Consider the following 18,205-nt stretch of genomic DNA (forward strand, 5'->3'; position numbering starts at 1 on the left):
TTCAGCCATACCGGCCCTTTCGCAGCACAAGGCTGCTCCTACAGGTCAAGCACAAGCCTGAGGTCAGCATTGAACCAGCAAAAGCCGACCCTGAGTTCGGCTGGCGACCGTATCTGTAGGAGCAGCCAATGAGGCGCTATTAGCGCCGATGCTTTTGCCGCAAGGGCTCTAGCAAGTCCATCAGCCCGTTGTGATCGACTTCATGCATCAACGCCAATAACCCGCCCAGTTCTCCGGCAGGGAAGCCTTTGCGCGCGAACCAGGCCAGGTAGTCACCCGGCAGGTCGGCGATAATCCGGCCTTGGTATTTGCCAAAGGGCATGGTCCGGGTGACCAGCAGTTCGAGGGTTTCCGGTTTCATCGACGCACCTGGCAGTCCAAAAGCGCCGACCATACTGCAATCTGCACGAAGGCCCAAGCGGCAATCATGCAGAACGCCGCTTCGAGTGCATTCTTCTAATTAGTTAACTTATTGATTTATAACGATTTATTTTTCTGTCTAAAGTTGGCACGAACGCTGCTCCATTACAGATGACTATCACCTGCCAAGGAGTTCGTGAAATGAGCAACCCCAACAAAGACGTAATTGATGTGCTCAACGACCTGATCGAATACAGCAAGGATGGCGAAAAAGGCTTCAAGTCGTCGGCTGATGACGTCAAGAACCCAGAGCTGAAAGCCTTCTTCGTGCAGCGCGCCGGTGAGTGCGCCAATGCCGCCGGTGAACTGCAAAGCGAAGTGCGCCGCTTGGGTGGCGATCCTGAGACGTCCACCAGCATCAGCGGCGACCTGCACCGTGGTTGGGTCAACCTCAAGGCGATGGTCACCGGCAAGGATGAAGAGGCCGTGCTGAACGAAGTCGAGCGGGGCGAGGACCATGCCCTGAAAGCCTACAAGGAAGCCCGCGAGAAACTGGTCAAACTGGGCCGTACCGCCAGCGATCAGAGCTACACCCTGGTGGAAAAACAACTGCAAGGCGTGCAACGTAACCACGACCAGGTGAAAGCGCTGCGTAACGCCGCCCGCGCCCGCTCCTAGTCGCCAGGCCCTTCTACCCGGTTACGGCCATTGGCCTTGGCCCGGTAGAGCGCCTCATCCGCAGCCCCCAGCACGCTCGCCAGATCGTGCTGGGGGTTTGCTTCGTAGAGGCCGATGCCGATGCTGACCGTGACGGCACGGGTGTCATTGGCAAAGGGCGCCAGGGCCGCGACGCTGGCCCGAATGCGCTCGGCTAGCAGCGTGGCGCCGGCCAGATCGGTTTCTGGCAATATCACCTGAAATTCCTCCCCGCCATAGCGTGCCGCCAGGTCCGCCGGGCGCCTGATGCACCCCTCGATGCACTTCGCCACTTCGCGTAAGGCATGGTCACCACCCGCGTGGCCGTGGCGCTGGTTGAATGCCTTGAAATGGTCCACATCCACCATCAGCACGGCCAACGGTTTGTGGTTGCGCTGCGCGCGTGCCCACTCCTGGCGCAGCACCTGGTCCAGCCGGCGGCGGTTGGCCAGGCCGGTCAGGCTGTCGGTGGCGGCCAGGGTGGCCAGGCCTTGTTCGGCCTCGTGCCGGCGGCGCAGCTCGCGGCCCAGCAGCAAGGTTAGCCAGAGGATGCCGATGCACAGCACGCCGGTGGCCACGCTGACCAGAATCGCGGTGCGCCGCCACGACTGGAACACCTCGTCGGCCGAGTGCGCCACCAACACGATCAGCGGCAGGTCGGCGACCCGGGCGAAGGTGTACATGCGTGAGGTGCCGTGGGTGGCAGAAAGGGCTGTGAAGCTGCCACTGCGCTCGCCAAGGATGCGCTTGAAGTTGGGCCGCTCGGCGTAATTGGTGCCGATCAGCGGGTCTTGCGGGCGGGTCGGCTGGCGGGCCAGCAACTGGCCGTCGGTATTGAACAGGTTGATGCTGCTGTCATCGCCGATGTCCAGGCGCTTGAACAGTTCGCTGAAGTACGAGAGGCGCAGGGCACCCGCTGCCAGGCCGGCGAATTCGCCGTCTGGGCCGGGGATGCGCCGGCTGAAACTGATGCACCAGTCCAGGTCGCCCAGCTTGGCCTTGAACGGCGGGCCGACCAGCAAGCCGAGGTTGGCGTTGTGTTGATGGGCCTTGAACACACCGGTGTCGGCGAAGTTGGCCTGGCGCGGTATGGCGCTGGTGGAATCGCCCACCACGTTACCTTGCTTGTCGAGCCAGAGTACGTCACCGCGTTTGCGGTCGACGAAGGCTTCATTGAACAACAGGCGCTGGCGCAACACGCCAGGCACTTCAGGCAGCTCCTTGCGCCCGACTGCCCAGATCAGCCCTTGCAACGACTGATCGTAGAGTTCGGCATTGCGCAGGATATCGCTTTCGATCAGCTGGACGATGTTGTTGGAAGAACGGATGGCCGACAGCTCGACGCTGTCGCGCTCACGGGCCAGCAGGTAGCTGACGATGGCCACGATGGCGAGCACGGCGAGGCAACTGCCCAGGTTGAGGATCAGCTCGGGGTGCGACCTGTAGAGTGCGAAACGCGGTGATCGGGTGAGCATGCTCGCTACTGCTGAGGCAGGGCCATTCGCGGCGGCGATATTCTAGGGAAGAGGGGATTGTCGGACAAGATTTGTCCGACGGAATCGCGTGGTGGTGCAGAGAACAGTGGTCGCAAGCCTGCCTTCAAGCCCGCTCCCACTGGGTCTGTGCTAAGTCAATGAAACTAGGAGCGGGTCAGAACACGTTCAGCGGATAATCAACGATCACGCGCAGTTCATCGTTGTCACTGCTGCTGTCGATCGACGCATAACCCTGGCTGCCACGGTGTGCGGCATAACGCACCAGCACCGAAAGGTCCTTGAAGTCGCCTTCCTGGAACACGTACTTCACATCCAGGTCACGCTCCCAGTGCATGGCGTTCTTGCCATCGGCGCGGTAGTAGTCGTAGTGCGTGTTGCCCTGGTCAGCCTTGGTCAGGTCTGCCTCGCCACGCGAATACGACAGCGTCGTGCTCAGGCCGGGGACGCCCAGGCCGGCGAAGTCATAGCCGTACTGCAGCTTCCACGAACGCTCGTTGGGGGCGTTGAAGTCCGAGTACATGCGCGAGTTGTCCAGGTACACGCTGTCGCCCAGGTTGATGTAGTCGAACGGTGTATCGCCGTTGACCCGCTGGTAGGCGGCCGTGACGCTGTGGAAGCCGGCGTTGACGGTGAAATGCACGCTGTAGGTGTTGTTGTCGATCTTGCCCAGCAGGGCCTGGCCGGTGTCCTGGGTGTGATAGAAGTGCACGCCCGGGTTGAGGCTGACCAGGTCGTTGACCACGTAGGTGTAGTCAAAATCAGCGTAGTACTGGTTCCAGATGTCCTTCAGCTCGGCGGCGTAAAGGTTGGCGGTGATGTTTTCCGTGCCGCTCCAGGACGCGCCCGCCCAGTTCAGGTGCTTGCTCTTGTCATGTTCGTCCAGCGAGCCGTAATAGGTGTCGATGCGGCGGTGGCCGCTCTGGTTGTACGGCTTGGTGAAGCTGACTTGGCCGCCTTCGAGCAGCAGGCCGTCGACGCTGGTGTTGGTCAGGCTTACACCGCGGAAGGTCTGCGGCAGCATGCGGGTTTCGCCGCCAGCGATCACTGGGTTGGTGAGGAACAGGTCACCGGCTTTGAGCTCAGTGTCAAAGGCTTTGAGCTTGAGCGCCGCGCCTGCGGTAGAGAACGAATGCGGGGCCGCGCCCAGTTCGCCGTCGTCCTTCACATGCGTCGGCAGAATGCTGGTGCCGGCATGGCCGCCACCGCCGTCGAGCTTGAGGCCCAACATGGCATGGGCGTCCACGCCAACGCCGATCACGCCCGGGGTATAGCCGGACTCGAAGCGTGCAACCGCGCCCTGGCCCCACTCGCGGGTGTCGCGCACGCCGGCGTTGTGGTTGTCGCGGTTGAAATAGGCATTACGAAAATGCAGGTTGAACGAAGAACCTTCGATGAAGCCATCAGCCTTGTCTTCATCTGCCTGGGCGGCGGTGGGAATCGTTGCAGTCAATGCAATGAACAGCGGGGTAAAACGAAACGCGGAAGGCACCGGTACTAGCTCCTTTGGTCTGACGGTGGGGCAGTTTTTATTTTTGAATGTGCAACTTTTTTATTAGGGACGTTACAGCGGGGCTGATAGTTAAAGCACATAAAAAAAGCCGCTGATTGGCAGCGGCTTTAAAAGGCTAACATATCGGCACCAGCGGTGCCCATGGCGTAGCCAAGGGAAATCGGGAGCAGGTACAACGGTCGATCAGCTATCGGCATTAACGTCGCTGGACACTTTGGAAGCTGTCTGGTTTGCGTCTTTTACGGCATCGGTCTGCTGTGCGGCTACGGCTTCGCGGGCTTCTTGATGGACCGCGGCGAGCTCGGCATTACGGGCGACGAAAGCGGGGGATTCTTCGGCCATGGCCAGGGGCGACAACAACAGGGAAGACAGGACGAAGACGCTGGCAATACCCATACTGTTGGACATTTGAAACTACCTTCTTGCGATGCAAGTGCTAATGAGGACAGGGCTAAAGTTAGTCCCTCAATGGCCTTGGAAACAGAGCGAAGTACGATAAGCACTGTTGCGCAAAAGGTAACGATCGTGCGGCGAACACTCAGGCTTTTGCTGGAAACCCGCGTCGTTGAGCGCTTGGCAGGCGAATGCCGAACGTGTTGGCGCCGGCCTCGCTGTGCACAAAAACCTCGCCCCCATGCATCAGGGCGATCGCTTTGACGATCGCGAGCCCCAAACCGTGGTTGCCGCCACCACTGTTACTGCGCGCGGCATCCACCCGATAGAAGCGCTCGAACAGCAGCGGCAGGTGCGCGTCATCGATTGCAGGGCCCGGGTTGCTCACGGCGATGGTGACCTGTTCCGCCCCGTTTTCGATTCGCACCTCAATCACCTGGTTGGGCGCGGTGTGCTGCACCGCGTTGTTCAGCAGGTTGATCAGCGCGCGGCGCAGTTGGGCTTTTTCGATGGGTGCCTGAGCATCGCCACTGACCTCCACGCGGACCTGCGCGTCTTCGAGGATGTAGTCCAGGTAATCCAGCGTGGTCGCCACTTCCTCAGCCAGCGACGCCTGGGTTAGCGCGGTGGCCTTGCTGCCCTGGTCGGCGCTGGCCAGGAACAGCATGTCGTTGATGATGCTGCGCAGCCGCTCGAGTTCTTCAAGGTTGGATTGCAGCACTTCGAAGTAGTGCTCGGCACTGCGACCGCGGGTCAGGGCCACTTGGGTCTGGCCGATCAGGTTGGTCAGCGGCGAGCGCAGTTCGTGGGCCACGTCGGCGTTGAACGCCTCCAGCCGCGAGTAGGCTTGGCTGACCCGGTCAAGCGCGGCGTTGAAGGCCCCGGCGAATTGCGCCAGTTCCGGGGCCAGATCATTAGTTTGCAGGCGCCCGTCCAAGCGCGGTGGGGCCAGTGCCTGGGCTTCGTTGGACAACGCCAGCAACGGGCGCAGGCCGATGCGGGCCACCCAGTAACCGAGCACCGACGCCAGCAGCACACCGAGCACCGCCAGGCCGACGATGGCCACCAGCAGGCTGTGTTGCGCCTGCCAGAAGGTCTCGGTGTCGATGCCAATCAGAAAACGCAGCGGCGGCCGGTCGGCCAGGGCCGGCAACTCGCTGACCAGGACTTTGTAGGGGTAGGGCTGGTCTGGCAGGCGCAGGTCGCGCATGCCTGGCGGGCCTTCGGCAAACGCGCGCACTAGTTCGCTGGGGTGGCCATAGTCGTATGCCGGATCGCTGCTGACCACCCAGAAGCGGATGCGCTTGTCCTCCTCGCTGAGCAGGTTGAGCTTGTTGCTGACCTTGGCCCAGTGCTCGGCGGTGCCGAAGCGGTTGAGGGTGGACTCGAGCACGCTGAACCGTGCATCTAGCTCGGCGGCCGGCAGCAGGTCGAGGCTGTGGTCGACCTGGCGATACAACGCCGACCCGATCAGCAAAAACACCCCCACCGCCACCAGGATGAACAGCGCCGACAGGCGCAGCGCGATGGAGTTAGCCCGCACGGTTTTCCAGGACATAGCCCATGCCTCGGATGGTGTGCAGCAACTTGTTGTCGAAAGGCCCATCGAGCTTGGCGCGCAGGCGCTTGATCGCCACCTCGACGACATTCGCATCACTGTCGAAGTTGATGTCCCAGACCAGCTCGGCGATGGCGGTCTTGGACAGAATTTCGCCTTGGCGGCGGGCCAGCACACTGAGCAGCGAGAATTCCTTGGCGGTCAGGTCCAGGCGCTGGCCGGCGCGGCTGGCCTTGCGCGCCATCAGGTCGATCCACAGGTCGGCGACCTGGATCTGCAGCGGTTCATGGCTGCTGCTGCGACGGGTCAGGGCCTGCAGGCGAGCGACCAGCTCAAGGAACGAAAAGGGCTTGCCCAGGTAGTCGTCGGCGCCTTCGCGCAGGCCATGGATGCGGTCTTCGACCCGCTCGCGGGCGGTCAGCATGATCACCGGCGTCTGCTTGCGCGCGCGCAAGGCGCGCAGCACGCCATAGCCGTCCAGGCCGGGCAGCATCACATCGAGCACGATCACGGCGTAGTCGCCTTCCAGGGCCAGGTGCAGGCCATCGATACCGTCACGCGCCAGGTCCACGGTAAAGCCTTGCTCGCTCAACCCGCGGTGCAGGTAGTCGGCGGTTTTTTCTTCGTCTTCGATGATCAGCACACGCATGGTCTTGTCTCAACTGGCACTTGGCGCGGCCGCATGGGCGGCCCGGCGGCGGTGGAACAGGCGCTCCAGGGCCAAGTATATGACCGGGGTGGTGAACAGCGTCAGGGCCTGGCTCACCAACAACCCCCCGACCACCGCGATGCCCAGTGGCTGGCGCAGCTCGGCGCCGGTGCCAAAGCCGAACATCAGCGGCACTGCGCCGAGCAGGGCGGCGAGGGTGGTCATGATGATCGGCCGGAAGCGCGTCAGGCAGGCCTGGTGGATTGCCTGCTCGGGCGTGAGGCCGTGGTGGCGCTGGGCTTCGAGGGCGAAGTCGATCAGCAGGATGCCGTTTTTCTTGACGATGCCGATCAGCAGCACCACGCCGATCAGCCCCATGATGCTGAAGTCCTGGCCCATGGCCCAGAGCAGAATCAGCGCGCCCAGGCCCGCGGAGGGCAGGGTGGAGATAATCGTCAGTGGGTGGACGAAACTCTCGTAGAGCACCCCCAGAATGATGTACACCGCCACCAGCGCAGCCAGGATCAGCCACGGCTGGCTCGACAGCGAACTCTGGAAGGCCTGCGCCGCACCCTGGAAGTTGCCGCTGATGGAGTCGGGCATGCCCAGTTCGCGCTGGGTGCGCTCAAGGATGCTCACCGCATCGCCCAGGGCCACGCCCGGGGCGAGGTTGAACGACAGGTTGGCGGCTGGGAACAGGCCATCATGGCTGATCGACAACGGCCCGGTGCTCGGCGGCGCGACGTGGGCCACCGCCGATAACGGCACCATCTCGTTGCTCAGGGGCGAGCGCAGGTAGAAGTAGTTGAGGCTCTCGGCCTTGCCGCGCTGGCGGGCGTCCAGTTCGAGGATGACCTTGTACTGATTGGTCTCGGTCTGGAACTCGCTGATCTGCCGCTGGCCGAAGGCGTCGTACAGCGCCTGGTCGATGTCGGTGGTGGTCAGGCCGAAGCGTGCGGCGGCCTGGCGGTCGATGTCGATGCGGGTGACGCTGGCCCCCAGTTGCAGGTCGTTGGACAGGTCACGCAACGCCGGGTTTTCGCGCAGGCGGTCGGTCAGGCGCTGGGTCCACAGGTTCAGCGCCACACCGTCGTTGCTCTTGAGCACGTACTGGTACTGGGTGCGTGATGGGCCGGAGCTGAGGTTGATGTCCTGGCCGGCGCGCATGTACAGCACAATGCCCGGCACCTGGGCGAGCTTGGGCCGCAGCCGGTCGATCAGCTCGCTGGCCGACACATCGCGTTCGCCGCGGGGCTTGAGGGCGATCCAGAAGCGGCCGTTGGCGATGGTCTGGTTGCTGCCGGTGACGCCGACGGAATGCGAGAACGCCCGCACGGCCGGGTCGGCCTCGATGATCTTGGCCAGGGCCTGGTGTTTCTCGATCATGGCCGGGTACGACACGTCCGCTGCCGCTTCGCTGGTGCCGAGGATGAAACCGGTGTCCTGCAACGGGAAGAAGCCCTTGGGGATGGCCACATAACCCACCACCGCCAGGGCCAGGGTCACGCCGAACACACCAAGTGTGAGGCGCTGGTGGGCCAGGGCGCGGTTCAGGCCTTTTTCGTACCACTTGACCAGGCGTTCACCGAAGCCGCCGTGCTGCGCGCCGGTCGGGCGGCGCATGAACAGCGCACACAGGGTGGGTGCCAGGGTCAGCGAAACCACCACCGAAATCAGGATGGTGGCCGTGGCGGTCAGTGCGAACTCCTTGAACAGGCGCCCGACCACCCCGCCCATGAACAACAGCGGGATGAAGGCAGCGATCAGCGAGAAACTGATCGAGACCACGGTAAAGCCGATTTCGCCTGCGCCCTTGAGGGCGGCCGTGCGGCTGTCGTCACCCGCCTCCAGGTGGCGATGGATGTTTTCTACCACGACGATGGCATCGTCGACCACGAACCCCACCGAAATGACGATGGCCACCAGGGTCAGGTTGTTCAGGCTGAAGCCGAGTACGTACATCAAGGCGCAACTGGCAATCAGCGACACGCCGAGCACGCTGGACACCACCAGGGTCGCCGACCACTGGCGCAGGAACAGCGCCATCACCCCGATCACCAGGGCCACGGCGATCATCAAGGTCAGCTCCACCTCGTGCAGCGAGGCGCGGATGGTTTGGGTACGGTCCTGCAACACCGACACCTCGATCGACGCCGGGAGCATTTCCTTCAGCTTGGGCAGCGCGGCCAGCACCCGGTCGACGGTGTCGACGATGTTCGCGCCAGGCTGGCGGAAGATCACCAGGTTCAACCCCGGCTGGTCACCGGACCAAGCCTTGACGTAGGCGTTCTCGGCGCCGTTGATGACCTTGGCCACGTCCTGCAGGTGCACCGGCGCACCGTTGCGGTACGAGACGATCAATTGGGCATAGTCTTCGGGGTGGAACAGCTGGTCGTTGGCGGCGATGGTCGACACGCTGTGCTCGCCGTACAGCGCGCCTTTGGCCAGGTTGAGGCTGGTTTGCTGGATGGCCTGGCGCAGGTCGGCGAGGGTCAGGCCGATGGCGGCCAGCTTCTCCGGTTGCGCTTGCACGCGGATGGCCGGGCGCAGTTGCCCGGTGATGTTGATCAGGCCGACCCCATCGATCTGGCTCAGTTGCCGGGCCAGCAGGGTTTCGGCGTAGTCGCTCAGGTCATTGCCGGGCATCTGGTTCGAGCTGACGGTCATCACCAGCACCGGGCTGTCGGCTGGGTTGACCTTGCGCCAGGTCGGCGGGTTGGGCAGGTCTTGTGGCAGCCGTGCGGTGGCGGTGTTGATGGCGGCCTGCACTTCCTGTGCTGCGGTGTCGATGTTCTTGTCGAGGGTGAACTGCAGGATCAGCGTGGTCGACCCCAGCGCGCTGCTGCTGGTCATCTGGGTCATGCCGGGGATGGCGCTGAACTGCACTTCAAGCGGCGTGGCGACCGACGAGGCCATGGTTTCCGGGCTGGCCCCAGGCAGTTGAGCGGTGACCTGGATGGTCGGGAAGTCGGCCTCTGGCAGCGGAGCCACCGGCAGCCGAGGGAAGGCGATGGCGCCCAGCAGGACCAGGGCGAAAGTCAGCAGCAGGGTGGCGATCGGGTGATCGATGCACCAGGCCGAAACCCCGTTGCGGGTATTCATGGCTGGCTCCGGCGGTCGGCCATTTCCGAAGGCGCAGGGGCATCGGTGGTGACCTCGACCCGCGAGCCCGGCTTGAGCCGCGACTGGCCGTCGAGCACCAGCTGATCACCCGCCTTGACCCCGGCGATGATGTTCAGCCCGCTGTCCTGGTACAGCACCTTGACCGGCACGCTGGTGACCTTGTCCCCGTCCAGGCGGTAGACGAAATGGCCGTCGATACCGCGCTGCACGACCGGCGGCGGCACGACGAGGGCATTCTCCTGCATGGCCGTGCGCAAGCGAATGGTGACCAGTTGGCCGGGCCACAGGCGCCCGTCCTTGTTGTCGAACTCGGCTTTGACCCGCACCGTGCCGGTGGTCGCCGAGATCTGGTTGTCGATCAGCGCCAGGTGGCCTTCACCCAGCAGGCTGCGTTCGCCGTCGGCGTCCATGTAGGCCTGCACCAGCGCCGGGGCGGGCGCCTTGAGCAAGCTCTGCAGGGTAGGCAGCATCTGTTGCGGCAGGGCGAACTCGACGGCAATCGGGTCGATCTGGGTCACGCTGAACAGGCCTTGGGTGTCGCTGCTGCGCACCAGGTTGCCGGGGTCGACGTTGCGGATGCCGACCCGGCCGGTCACCGGTGAGCGGATTTGGGTATAGGACAGTTGCACCTCGGCATTGGCGATGGCCGCCTGGTTGCCCTTGACCGTAGCCTGCAGCTGGTTGACCAGCGCTTGTTGCTGGTCGAGGGTCTGTTTTGACACCCCGTCATCGGTGCTCAGCAGGCGGTAGCGCTTGAGGTCGACACCGGCTACCTGGATCTGCGCCTGGCTCTGGCCAAGCTGCGCACGGGCCTGGTCGAGGCTGGCGCGGATGGCACGGTCGTCGAGGGTTGCGAGCAGGTCACCTTCCTTTACCCACTGGCCGTCCTTGACCAGTACCTGGGTCAGCACCCCTTCTACCTGTGCGCGGATCTCGACGCTGTGCAGCGACAGCACCGAGCCGATCGCACTGGCATAGCGCGGCACATCCTGCTGGCTGACGCTGACCACGCGCACCGGCACAGCCGCCTGCGCGCGGGGGGCGGGGGCCTCCTGGCGCTGGCCGAACCAGACGCCCAGCACGACCAGGACAAGCAACGCCAAGGCGGCGAGGATGACAGAACGGGAAGGACGTCGCATCGGAGCGGGCACCTTGGCCAGAAGGGTGGGGACGGTTGTCTGTATTCAAGCTTATAGCCCCCGGACCGGGTCGGCAGCATGACGCCTGGCTGACAGCGCTGACAGTTTCAGTGTTTGACAGTACCGGCCCCTTCGCGGGTAAACCCGCTCCCACAGGTATTGCGCCAATCTTGCGGCTGGTGCAACTCCTGTGGGAGCGGGTTTACCCGCGAAGGGGCCGGTATGGGCTACTTAAAAACCAATAAAGGCGTAATAAACCGGTGCTTCGCAAGTGGTCTGCAAGCCATGGCCCTGCAAACTGGCTGTCAGCTCGTCATCCTGCACATGCAGCGTCCACCGCGCACCGTTGTCCGCCGGCACCTGCGCCAGTGCCGCGGCAAACGCGCCCATCTCCGGCAGATAAGCGGTAAACCCATTACCTTTCAGCGCACTCGTGGTCATGCCCAACGCCTGGCACACGGCAACCTTCGCCGCGATGTCATCTCGGTCTGCCTGGCGCGATGCCTGCACCAGTGCCGCCAGCTGCGGGTCGGCCAGTTGCGTGCCGTGAATCAGCTCAGGGCCCTGTTGCCAAGCTTCGGGCGGGCAGTCCTTGTTCTCGGGCCGCAGCGGGATATGCGGGTTGATCTCGACCGGGTAGATGCGGCAGACCAGCGGGCGCTGGTCATAGATGGTGCACAGGTCGTTATCGTCGAGGTTACGACAGCGCCCTGGGTTGAACGCCGCGAACGTTACCGAAACGCGGGCCTCAGTGTCACCGCAGGCCACCGGGTGGGAGCGGCGCAGCACATGCTCGCGCTGCTCGACCGGCATGCCCGGGCCGTCGACCACGAACGCCTCGATCAGCACCACCACCTGGCCAGCGGAGGCCGCCCACTGGCGGGCTTCGTCGAGGGTCAAGGGCACATGGTGGCCCGTGCAGCACTTGCCGCAGCCGGTGCAGGCGAATTGCACGCTGTCGGTCACTTGGCTTCCGGGCTCCATTCGCTGACGAACGCGCGCTGGTGCTGGCGGTCGTACAGGCACAGTTCGGTGCCGGTGCGCTGCTGCATGTGTTTTTGCGGGTAGACGCCTTCGATCAGCAGGGCGCTCATGCCGACCTGGTCGTCGAATTCGGCGGGCTTGCCACGCGCGTGAGCGTCCTTGAACTGGCTGGCGGCAAGGCACGCCTTGAGCATCTGCTGGCGCTGCTCGTTCCAGGCCTGGCTGCTGGAGGCCTGGGCGACACCGCTGAAGAGCGCGCAGGCGACAAGGAGGGAGCTGAAAAACTTCATACGCGATTCCGGCAAAAATCTTCCGAGGGGAGCGAATTATGCCCGACTCACCCCCGACGGCAAGCCGGGGAGTTTGTCGCTTGATGTATCAATGCTCGGCAAACACCACCGTCCGCGCCGCCACTACCAGGCAATCGGTCAGCTCGGGCGAGGAAAACTTGGTGAGGATGGCATTGGCCCCCGCGAGCCTGGCTTTTTCGCTGCTCATGGCACTGTCGAGCGAGGTGTGCAGCAACACATACAGGTGTTGGAAGTCCGGCGTCTCGCGCAGCGTGCGGGTGAAGGCATAGCCGTCCATCTCGGACATCTCGATGTCGGAGACGATGATGTTGATCGCCTGCTCGGTGCCCTGCAAGTCCAGCAACACGTTGATCGCATCCTTGGCGCTGCGCGCGGTGTGGCATTCGATGCCGAGGTTGCGCAGGGTGTGCACCGACTGCTGCAAGGCCACCTGGCTGTCGTCTACCACCAGGATGTTGGCGGCGGCCAGCAGGCTTGCGTCTTCTTCGCTCAGTGCCCCGTGCTGTGGCTCGGCGGCGGGCGGGGTGATGGCGTGAATGACCTTCTCGATGTCCAGCACCTGCACCAGTGCGTTGTCGACCCGGGTCACGCCGGTGATGAACGAGCGGTTGCCCGAGCCGAAGGGCGGCGGTTTGATGTCGGTGCTCAGGCAGTGGACGATGCGGCTCACGGCCTGCACATGCAGGCCTTGGCGCGAGCGGCTGATTTCGGTGACGATCAGGCAGCCACCTTCAGGGTCAGCCAGCGGGCGCTCACCGATAGCACGGGACAGGTCGATGACCGACAGCGAATTGCCGCGCAAGGTGGCCACGCCTTTCACGTGGGGGTGCGATTCGGGCAGCTTGGTCAGTGAAGGGCAGGGGATGATCTCGCTGACCTTGAGCAGGTTGATTGCCATCAGCTTGCCGCTGCGCAGGGTGAACAGCAGCAGGGACAGCGAATCCGCGCGGGCTTTTTGCGTGGCCATGGTGACCTTCGTGGGAATAGATAATAGAAGGATATCGGCCCGCCGAGCCGGCTCTTTAGCCTGTCAGCCGATTCCGTGTAGGAGCAGCCTTGTGCTGCGAAGAGGCCGGTGACAGCAACGACTAACTGCTGGGTATTCACCGGCCTCTTCGCCGCACAAGGCTGCTCCTACAGGGCATCGGATAACCGGGTCATCAGCGTTCGCGCAGGGCTTCCCTGGCCCGGTTCAACGGCTTGATCAGGTAATCCAGAATGGTCTTTTCACCCGTGCGGATATCCACCGTGGCGATCATCCCGGGCACGATCGCAAAGTGTTTGCCGGCCTTGTTCTGCAGGCTGTCCTGCTCGGTGCGGATGAACACCCGGTAGTAGTAGATCTCCGGCTTCACCTCGTCCTGCAGGGTGTCCGGCGAGATGCCGACCACCTTGCCCTCCAGCCCGCCATACACCGAGTAGTCATAGGCACTGATCTTCACCTTGGCGGCCTGGTCGGGGTGGATGAAGGCGATGTCCCGGGGCGCGATGCGGGTTTCGATCAGCAGGCGTTCATCCATCGGCACGATCTTCATCACTTGCCCACCTGGCTGGACCACACCCCCCAAGGTATTGACCTCGATGTCCTTGACGATACCGCGCACCGGCGAGCGCAGGGTCAGGCGGGTCAGCGAGTCGCTGCGCCCGCGGATCACCTCGGACAGGCTGTCGGCCTCGGCGCTGGCCTTGGCCAGCTCTTCGCGGGCCCGTACCAGGTAATCGGAGCGCGCTTCGTTGGCCTTGAGCTCGAGTTCCGAGCGCTGTCGGTTCAGGCGGATCACCTCGACGCGGCTTGAAGCGCCCATCTTCGCCAGGTTCTCGGTGATCTTCAGTTCGCTGCGCACCAGCTGCAGCGAATCGTCGATACCGGCCAGGGTCTGCTCCAGGCCGCGGCGGCGGGTCTGGTACAGCGCGGTTTCGGCGTCGACCAGGTCGGGGGAGTCGCGCAGGCTGTCGGGGAACACCAGCGGCTTGCCGGTGACCTCTGCACGCAAGCGGGCCTGGCTGGCCTTGGCCGCGCGGTACTTGGCTTCACTTTCACCCACGCTGGAGGCGGTCTTGGTCGGGTCGAGCTGGGCCAGCACCTGCCCGCGGTCGACCAGGTCACCTTCGGCCACGCTCATCTGGGCGACGATGCCACCCTCGAACGACTGGATCACCTGCTCGCGCGAACTGGGGATCACCTTGCCGGTGCCGGTGGAAACCTCGGTCACCTCGAACCAGGCCGCCCAGGCCAGAAACGCTGCCAGCATCAGCGCACAGATGGTGATGATTCGGCCGGCGCGGAATACCGCCTGGTCGTCCTGCCCGTCCAGGTAGGACGCCGGGAGTTCATGGTTGCTCATGCCTGGGCTCCTTGCAGTTTGGCCAACGCGGCATCGCGGTTGTCGTCGATGACGATGCGGCCGCCATCCAGCACGATAATCCGGTCGACCCGCTGCAGCACGCTCAGGCGGTGGGTGGCGATTACCAGGGTGCGGCCCTGGCAGAAGCGGTCGAGGTTATCCAGCAACTTGCGTTCGGTCATGTCGTCGAGGGACGCGGTCGGCTCGTCCAGCAACAGCACCTGCGGCTGGCGCACCAGCAGGCGCGACAGCACCAAGGCCTGGCGTTGGCCGCCGGACAACCCGACACCGCCTTCCAGAATCAGGTGGTCCATACCTTTGGGTAGCCTGCGGACGAACTCCAGGGCGCCGGTGGCGGCCAGCGCCGCGACCAACTCCTGGTCACTGGCCTGGCCGGCACCCAGGGTGAGGTTTTCCCGCAGGGTGCCGTGAAACAGCCGTGAGTATTGCGGCAGCAAGCCGACATCGCGGCGCAGGTCGGCGGGGTCGAGATGGGCCAGGGCAATGCCGTCCAGGTTGATTTCGCCCTGGACCAGGTCCATGGCGCCGCCCAGGGCCTGCAGCAAGGTAGATTTGCCGGCACCGTTGCGGCCGAGCACGGCGATGCGTTCACCCGGCTGGATGTCCAGCTGGCCGATGGTGAGGACGGGAGGCGCCTCCGCGCTGTAGCGGAAGTTGGCCTGGCGTAGCTGGTACTCGCCGCGGATGGCCGGCAGGTGCACGCGGGCTTCGTTTTCAGGGTGATCGACCGGTGACTGCATCAACTTGTCCAAGCCCTGCAGGGCCACCTTGGCCTGTTGCCAGCGGGTCAGTACATGGGTCAGCTGTGCCAGCGGCGCCATCATGCGCGACGACAGCATCGACGCCGCCACCAGGCTACCGGTGGTGAGGTCGCCGGCGATCACCATCGGTGCGCCGATGACGATGACCACGGCGAACACCGCGCCCTGCACGTTCTGCGTCCAGGTTACCAAGCCATTGGTCAAGGTACGCAGGCGCAGGTTGGTGTGGGCGCAGGCGGCGTTGTACTGGTTCCATTGCCGCCCGAAACGGGCCTCGGCTTGCAGCGCCTTGATCTCGTCCAGGCCCTGGATGCTTTCCACCAGCATGGCGTTACGCAGCGCCGACTCACGCATCGAGGCATTGGCCAGGCGTGCCAGGCGCCGTTGCGCCAGCAGCCCGGGCAGCACCATGGCCAGCAACGCCACCAGCGGGATGAACACCAGCACGCCGCCGATCAGCCAGAACACGAACAGAAACAGCAGGAAGAACGGCAGGTCGGCCAGGGCGGTGGCGGTGCTCGAGGTGATCAGGTCGCGGATCGACTCCAGCTCGCGCAACTGCGAGATGAACGAGCCGGTGGACTTGGGCCGTACCGAGTTGCGCAGGCGCAGCGCATGGCCATAGACCAGGTCAGAGACACGCAAGTCGGCGCGTTTGCCCAGCAGGTCGGTGACCTTCAGGCGCAGCAGGCGCATGCTGAAGTCGAACACCAGCGCCAGCACCACGCCACCAAACAGCACGTACAGCGTCGGCAGGGATTCGGCGGGGATCACTCGGTCGTAGACCTGCATGGAAAACAGCACCCCGGCCAGGGCCAACACGTTGGCCACCAGCGAGGCGACCATCACCTGCCCATAGGGCCGCAGGTCGCGCAGGACGATACGCGCGAACCAGTGGCGATCGTAAGGGGCGGTGTAGTCGTCGGTGCGCACATCGCGCAATGGCCGCGCCGGGCGCAGCAGGGCGACCCGGGTGATGCGCCCCTTGAGCGTGTCGCGGGGCAGGCGCGAAGTCAGGCCCTGGTCGCCTGCGAAGACCACCGCCAGGTCGTCTTCTTCGGTCACCGATTCGACCACTGCCAACTGGCCATCGTCGAGTTCCAGCACCAGCGGCGTGCGCCACTGCCGCAGGCCTTTGGCATCGAAGCGCACGAAGCGCAGCGCCAGGCCGGCCTGGCGTGCCATGTGGCGGAGAATCTCATCCAGCGGGCGGGCATCTTCGACGGCCGCCAGGCGAATGCGCTGGGGCGAGACGTCCAGGCGATAGTGGTGCGCGACCTGAAGCATGACCTCAAGCCAAGGCCCCAGGTCGGGGCGAGCGTTGGCCGTTTGCTCCGGGGCCTGGCTCGGCAGGGTCACATTGACGGTTTCGTTCATGGCTGGATCTCCACACCTTGCAGGTTACGCCCCTCTAGGCCAAAGGCCGTGCGCAGGGCGCCGGTGTTGTAAAGGCAGTCGACATCCAGGCGCAGCAAGTCGGAGCGGGTGCCGGCGAGTTCGAAACGAGACTGGTAGATTTCCTGCTCGGCGTTGAGCAGGTCGAGCAGGGGCCGGGTGCCAAGGTCCAGGTACTGCCGGCCATAAAGCATGCGCGCCTCCTGAATGCTGACCTGGCGGGCTTCGAGTGAGCTCAGCCGACGGCCCAACCCCGAGGTCTGCGCCATGGCCTCGGCCAGGCCACGGCGTGCCTGCAAGCGTGCGGCATCTTCGGCCGAGTCGGCAGCTGTCAGCGAGTGGCCCGCAGCGCGGGTGCGGGCGCTGATGGCACCGCCTTGGTAGATGGGCACCTCGACGTTCAGGTAGATGCCCGCCTGGGTGCGGTCCATGCGTGAGTTGTCGCGGTTGTAGTCGTTGTCCAGGTAGTGGTTGACCTGCGGCTGCAGCGACACGGTCGGGTAGGCCTCGGCTTTGGCCTGGGCCAGTTCGGCCTGGCCTTGGGCGCGCTGGGCCAAGGCCATCAACACGGCGGGCAGGCGGTCATCACCTTGCCCTGGGCGCTTGCAGGCCTGGTTCAGCTCGGGGGGCGACTCTTCGGCGAGCATGGGCGGGGTGACCCGGCCGAGCAATGACGCCAGGGTCGAGCGCCAGCGTTCGTACTGAGACTGGTATTCCTCCAGGGTGGCGCGGGCGCTCTCTACCCGGGATTCGGCCTGCACCACGTCGGAGCGGGTGCTGGCGCCCATGTCGCTGCGCTGGCGGGCCATGCCGGCGATGTCGCCGACCCCGCGGATCTGGTCGCGGGCAATCGTGATCAGTTGCTCGTAGCGGCGGGTCTCGACCCAGGCATAGGCGGTGTCGCGGGCCAGTTCGTCGACCACCAGAAGGATATTGGCCTGGGCGCGGGCGGCGGCGGCCTGGGCAGCGCTGACGGCGCTGTCGACCTTGCCGAAGTCGTAGAGCATCTGCTTGAGCGACAGGTTGAGCGCCTGGCTGTTGCGGTCGCCGCCGTAGCCAGTGTCATAGCCCGTGCGGATACCGCCGGAAATCTGCGGGTAGTAACCGGCGCGGGCAACGTTGATGCCTTCGCCTTGCTTGTAGAGGTTGCCGATGGCCTCGGCGATGCTGGGGTGCCATTGCGCGGCTTGCAGCACCGCTTCGGTCAGCCCGAGGCGGTCGCCATTGCTGACGGGGGCCATGCCGATAGGGGGGCGGGCGGGCACCGCGTCGGGCGCATCACGTAGCAGTGAAGGCCCGATCTGGCGCAGTTGTGGGTCGATGTCGTCGGCTGCCTGGGCAGCCGTGTTGAAGTTCAGGGCCAGGAGCCCGAAGGCCCCCAGCAACAGCGGTGACAGCGGACTGCTTCGCTTCACATAGTTCCCTTACTGCTGTTCGTCCTTGCCGCCGGGCGATTGCCCGGCG

At 64.4% G+C, this 18,205-nt stretch carries 15 protein-coding genes; 1 reads left to right on the plus strand and 14 read right to left on the minus strand.

Annotated features, from left to right (window positions below; translation table 11 throughout):
* Positions 1-139: 139 nt before the first annotated feature.
* A complete protein-coding gene (locus D886_RS0119460) occupies positions 140-361 on the minus strand; it encodes a DUF3820 family protein (protein ID WP_027595485.1) in 222 nt (73 codons plus the stop codon).
* 200 nt (positions 362-561) lie between these two features.
* Here D886_RS0119460 and D886_RS0119465 point away from each other — a divergent pair, with 200 nt between their 5' ends.
* Positions 562-1,038 carry a PA2169 family four-helix-bundle protein gene (locus D886_RS0119465; RefSeq protein ID WP_027595486.1) on the plus strand — a complete coding sequence of 159 codons (477 nt, stop codon included), beginning with the start codon at positions 562-564 and terminating at the stop codon, positions 1,036-1,038.
* On the opposite strand, the gene D886_RS0119470 is transcribed toward D886_RS0119465, so the two are convergent.
* From D886_RS0119470 to D886_RS0119530, 13 genes are all read right to left on the minus strand, one after another.
* Complete coding sequence (locus D886_RS0119470) at positions 1,035-2,531, minus strand: sensor domain-containing diguanylate cyclase (protein WP_027595487.1); 1,497 nt, start codon at positions 2,529-2,531, stop codon at positions 1,035-1,037. The two genes, D886_RS0119465 and D886_RS0119470, sit on opposite strands and share 4 nt — an antisense overlap.
* Before the next feature lie 175 nt (positions 2,532-2,706).
* Complete coding sequence (locus tag D886_RS0119475) at positions 2,707-4,041, minus strand: OprD family porin (protein ID WP_027595488.1); 1,335 nt, start codon at positions 4,039-4,041, stop codon at positions 2,707-2,709.
* Between the two features lie 204 nt (positions 4,042-4,245).
* Positions 4,246-4,470, minus strand: a complete 225-nt coding sequence (locus D886_RS0119480) for a hypothetical protein (RefSeq protein WP_027595489.1) — start codon at positions 4,468-4,470, stop codon at positions 4,246-4,248.
* Between the two features lie 130 nt (positions 4,471-4,600).
* A complete protein-coding gene (locus D886_RS0119485; protein ID WP_027595490.1) occupies positions 4,601-6,013 on the minus strand; it encodes a heavy metal sensor histidine kinase in 1,413 nt (470 codons plus the stop codon).
* Complete coding sequence (locus tag D886_RS0119490; RefSeq protein WP_027595491.1) at positions 5,988-6,662, minus strand: heavy metal response regulator transcription factor; 675 nt, start codon at positions 6,660-6,662, stop codon at positions 5,988-5,990. The genes D886_RS0119485 and D886_RS0119490 overlap by 26 nt, the downstream gene beginning before the upstream one ends.
* A gap of 9 nt (positions 6,663-6,671) precedes the next feature.
* Entirely contained in the window at positions 6,672-9,764 is a 3,093-nt protein-coding gene (locus D886_RS0119495; RefSeq protein WP_027595492.1) for a multidrug efflux RND transporter permease subunit, read from the minus strand.
* Entirely contained in the window at positions 9,761-10,924 is a 1,164-nt protein-coding gene (locus tag D886_RS0119500) for an efflux RND transporter periplasmic adaptor subunit (protein ID WP_027595493.1), read from the minus strand. The genes D886_RS0119495 and D886_RS0119500 overlap by 4 nt, the downstream gene beginning before the upstream one ends.
* Positions 10,925-11,155: 231 nt before the next feature.
* Complete coding sequence (locus D886_RS0119505; protein ID WP_027595494.1) at positions 11,156-11,890, minus strand: YkgJ family cysteine cluster protein; 735 nt, start codon at positions 11,888-11,890, stop codon at positions 11,156-11,158.
* Positions 11,887-12,198 carry a hypothetical protein gene (locus tag D886_RS0119510; RefSeq protein ID WP_027595495.1) on the minus strand — a complete coding sequence of 104 codons (312 nt, stop codon included), beginning with the start codon at positions 12,196-12,198 and terminating at the stop codon, positions 11,887-11,889. The genes D886_RS0119505 and D886_RS0119510 overlap by 4 nt, the downstream gene beginning before the upstream one ends.
* 88 nt (positions 12,199-12,286) lie before the next feature.
* Positions 12,287-13,186 (minus strand): chemotaxis protein, encoded by a 900-nt coding sequence (locus tag D886_RS0119515; protein ID WP_027595496.1) that lies wholly within the window; start codon positions 13,184-13,186, stop codon positions 12,287-12,289.
* A 193-nt stretch (positions 13,187-13,379) separates the two neighbouring features.
* Positions 13,380-14,564, minus strand: a complete 1,185-nt coding sequence (locus D886_RS0119520; RefSeq protein ID WP_027595497.1) for an HlyD family type I secretion periplasmic adaptor subunit — start codon at positions 14,562-14,564, stop codon at positions 13,380-13,382.
* Positions 14,561-16,723: a type I secretion system permease/ATPase gene (locus tag D886_RS0119525; protein WP_027595498.1), complete on the minus strand. Its 2,163-nt coding sequence runs from the start codon at positions 16,721-16,723 to the stop codon at positions 14,561-14,563. The genes D886_RS0119520 and D886_RS0119525 overlap by 4 nt, the downstream gene beginning before the upstream one ends.
* Complete coding sequence (locus tag D886_RS0119530) at positions 16,720-18,156, minus strand: TolC family outer membrane protein (RefSeq protein ID WP_027595499.1); 1,437 nt, start codon at positions 18,154-18,156, stop codon at positions 16,720-16,722. Before D886_RS0119530 ends, D886_RS0119525 begins: the two co-directional genes overlap by 4 nt.
* Between the last annotated feature and the right edge of the window lie 49 nt (positions 18,157-18,205).

This window comes from Pseudomonas sp. LAIL14HWK12:I7 (assembly GCF_000483465.1).
Lineage (GTDB): Bacteria > Pseudomonadota > Gammaproteobacteria > Pseudomonadales > Pseudomonadaceae > Aquipseudomonas > Aquipseudomonas kermanshahensis.

Bases quoted from the DNA above. Each gene is read 5' to 3' on its own strand.
- D886_RS0119480 (WP_027595489.1), bottom strand. From the start codon at position 4,470: ATGTCCAACAGTATGGGTATTGCCAGCGTCTTCGTCCTGTCTTCCCTG.
- D886_RS0119525 (WP_027595498.1), bottom strand. From the start codon at position 16,723: ATGAACGAAACCGTCAATGTGACCCTGCCGAGCCAGGCCCCGGAGCAA.
- D886_RS0119495 (WP_027595492.1), bottom strand. From the start codon at position 9,764: ATGAATACCCGCAACGGGGTTTCGGCCTGGTGCATCGATCACCCGATC.
- D886_RS0119485 (WP_027595490.1), bottom strand. From the start codon at position 6,013: ATGTCCTGGAAAACCGTGCGGGCTAACTCCATCGCGCTGCGCCTGTCG.
- D886_RS0119520 (WP_027595497.1), bottom strand. From the start codon at position 14,564: ATGAGCAACCATGAACTCCCGGCGTCCTACCTGGACGGGCAGGACGAC.
- D886_RS0119510 (WP_027595495.1), bottom strand. From the start codon at position 12,198: ATGAAGTTTTTCAGCTCCCTCCTTGTCGCCTGCGCGCTCTTCAGCGGT.
- D886_RS0119465 (WP_027595486.1), top strand. From the start codon at position 562: ATGAGCAACCCCAACAAAGACGTAATTGATGTGCTCAACGACCTGATC.
- D886_RS0119490 (WP_027595491.1), bottom strand. From the start codon at position 6,662: ATGCGTGTGCTGATCATCGAAGACGAAGAAAAAACCGCCGACTACCTG.
- D886_RS0119515 (WP_027595496.1), bottom strand. From the start codon at position 13,186: ATGGCCACGCAAAAAGCCCGCGCGGATTCGCTGTCCCTGCTGCTGTTC.
- D886_RS0119500 (WP_027595493.1), bottom strand. From the start codon at position 10,924: ATGCGACGTCCTTCCCGTTCTGTCATCCTCGCCGCCTTGGCGTTGCTT.
- D886_RS0119470 (WP_027595487.1), bottom strand. From the start codon at position 2,531: ATGCTCACCCGATCACCGCGTTTCGCACTCTACAGGTCGCACCCCGAG.
- D886_RS0119460 (WP_027595485.1), bottom strand. From the start codon at position 361: ATGAAACCGGAAACCCTCGAACTGCTGGTCACCCGGACCATGCCCTTT.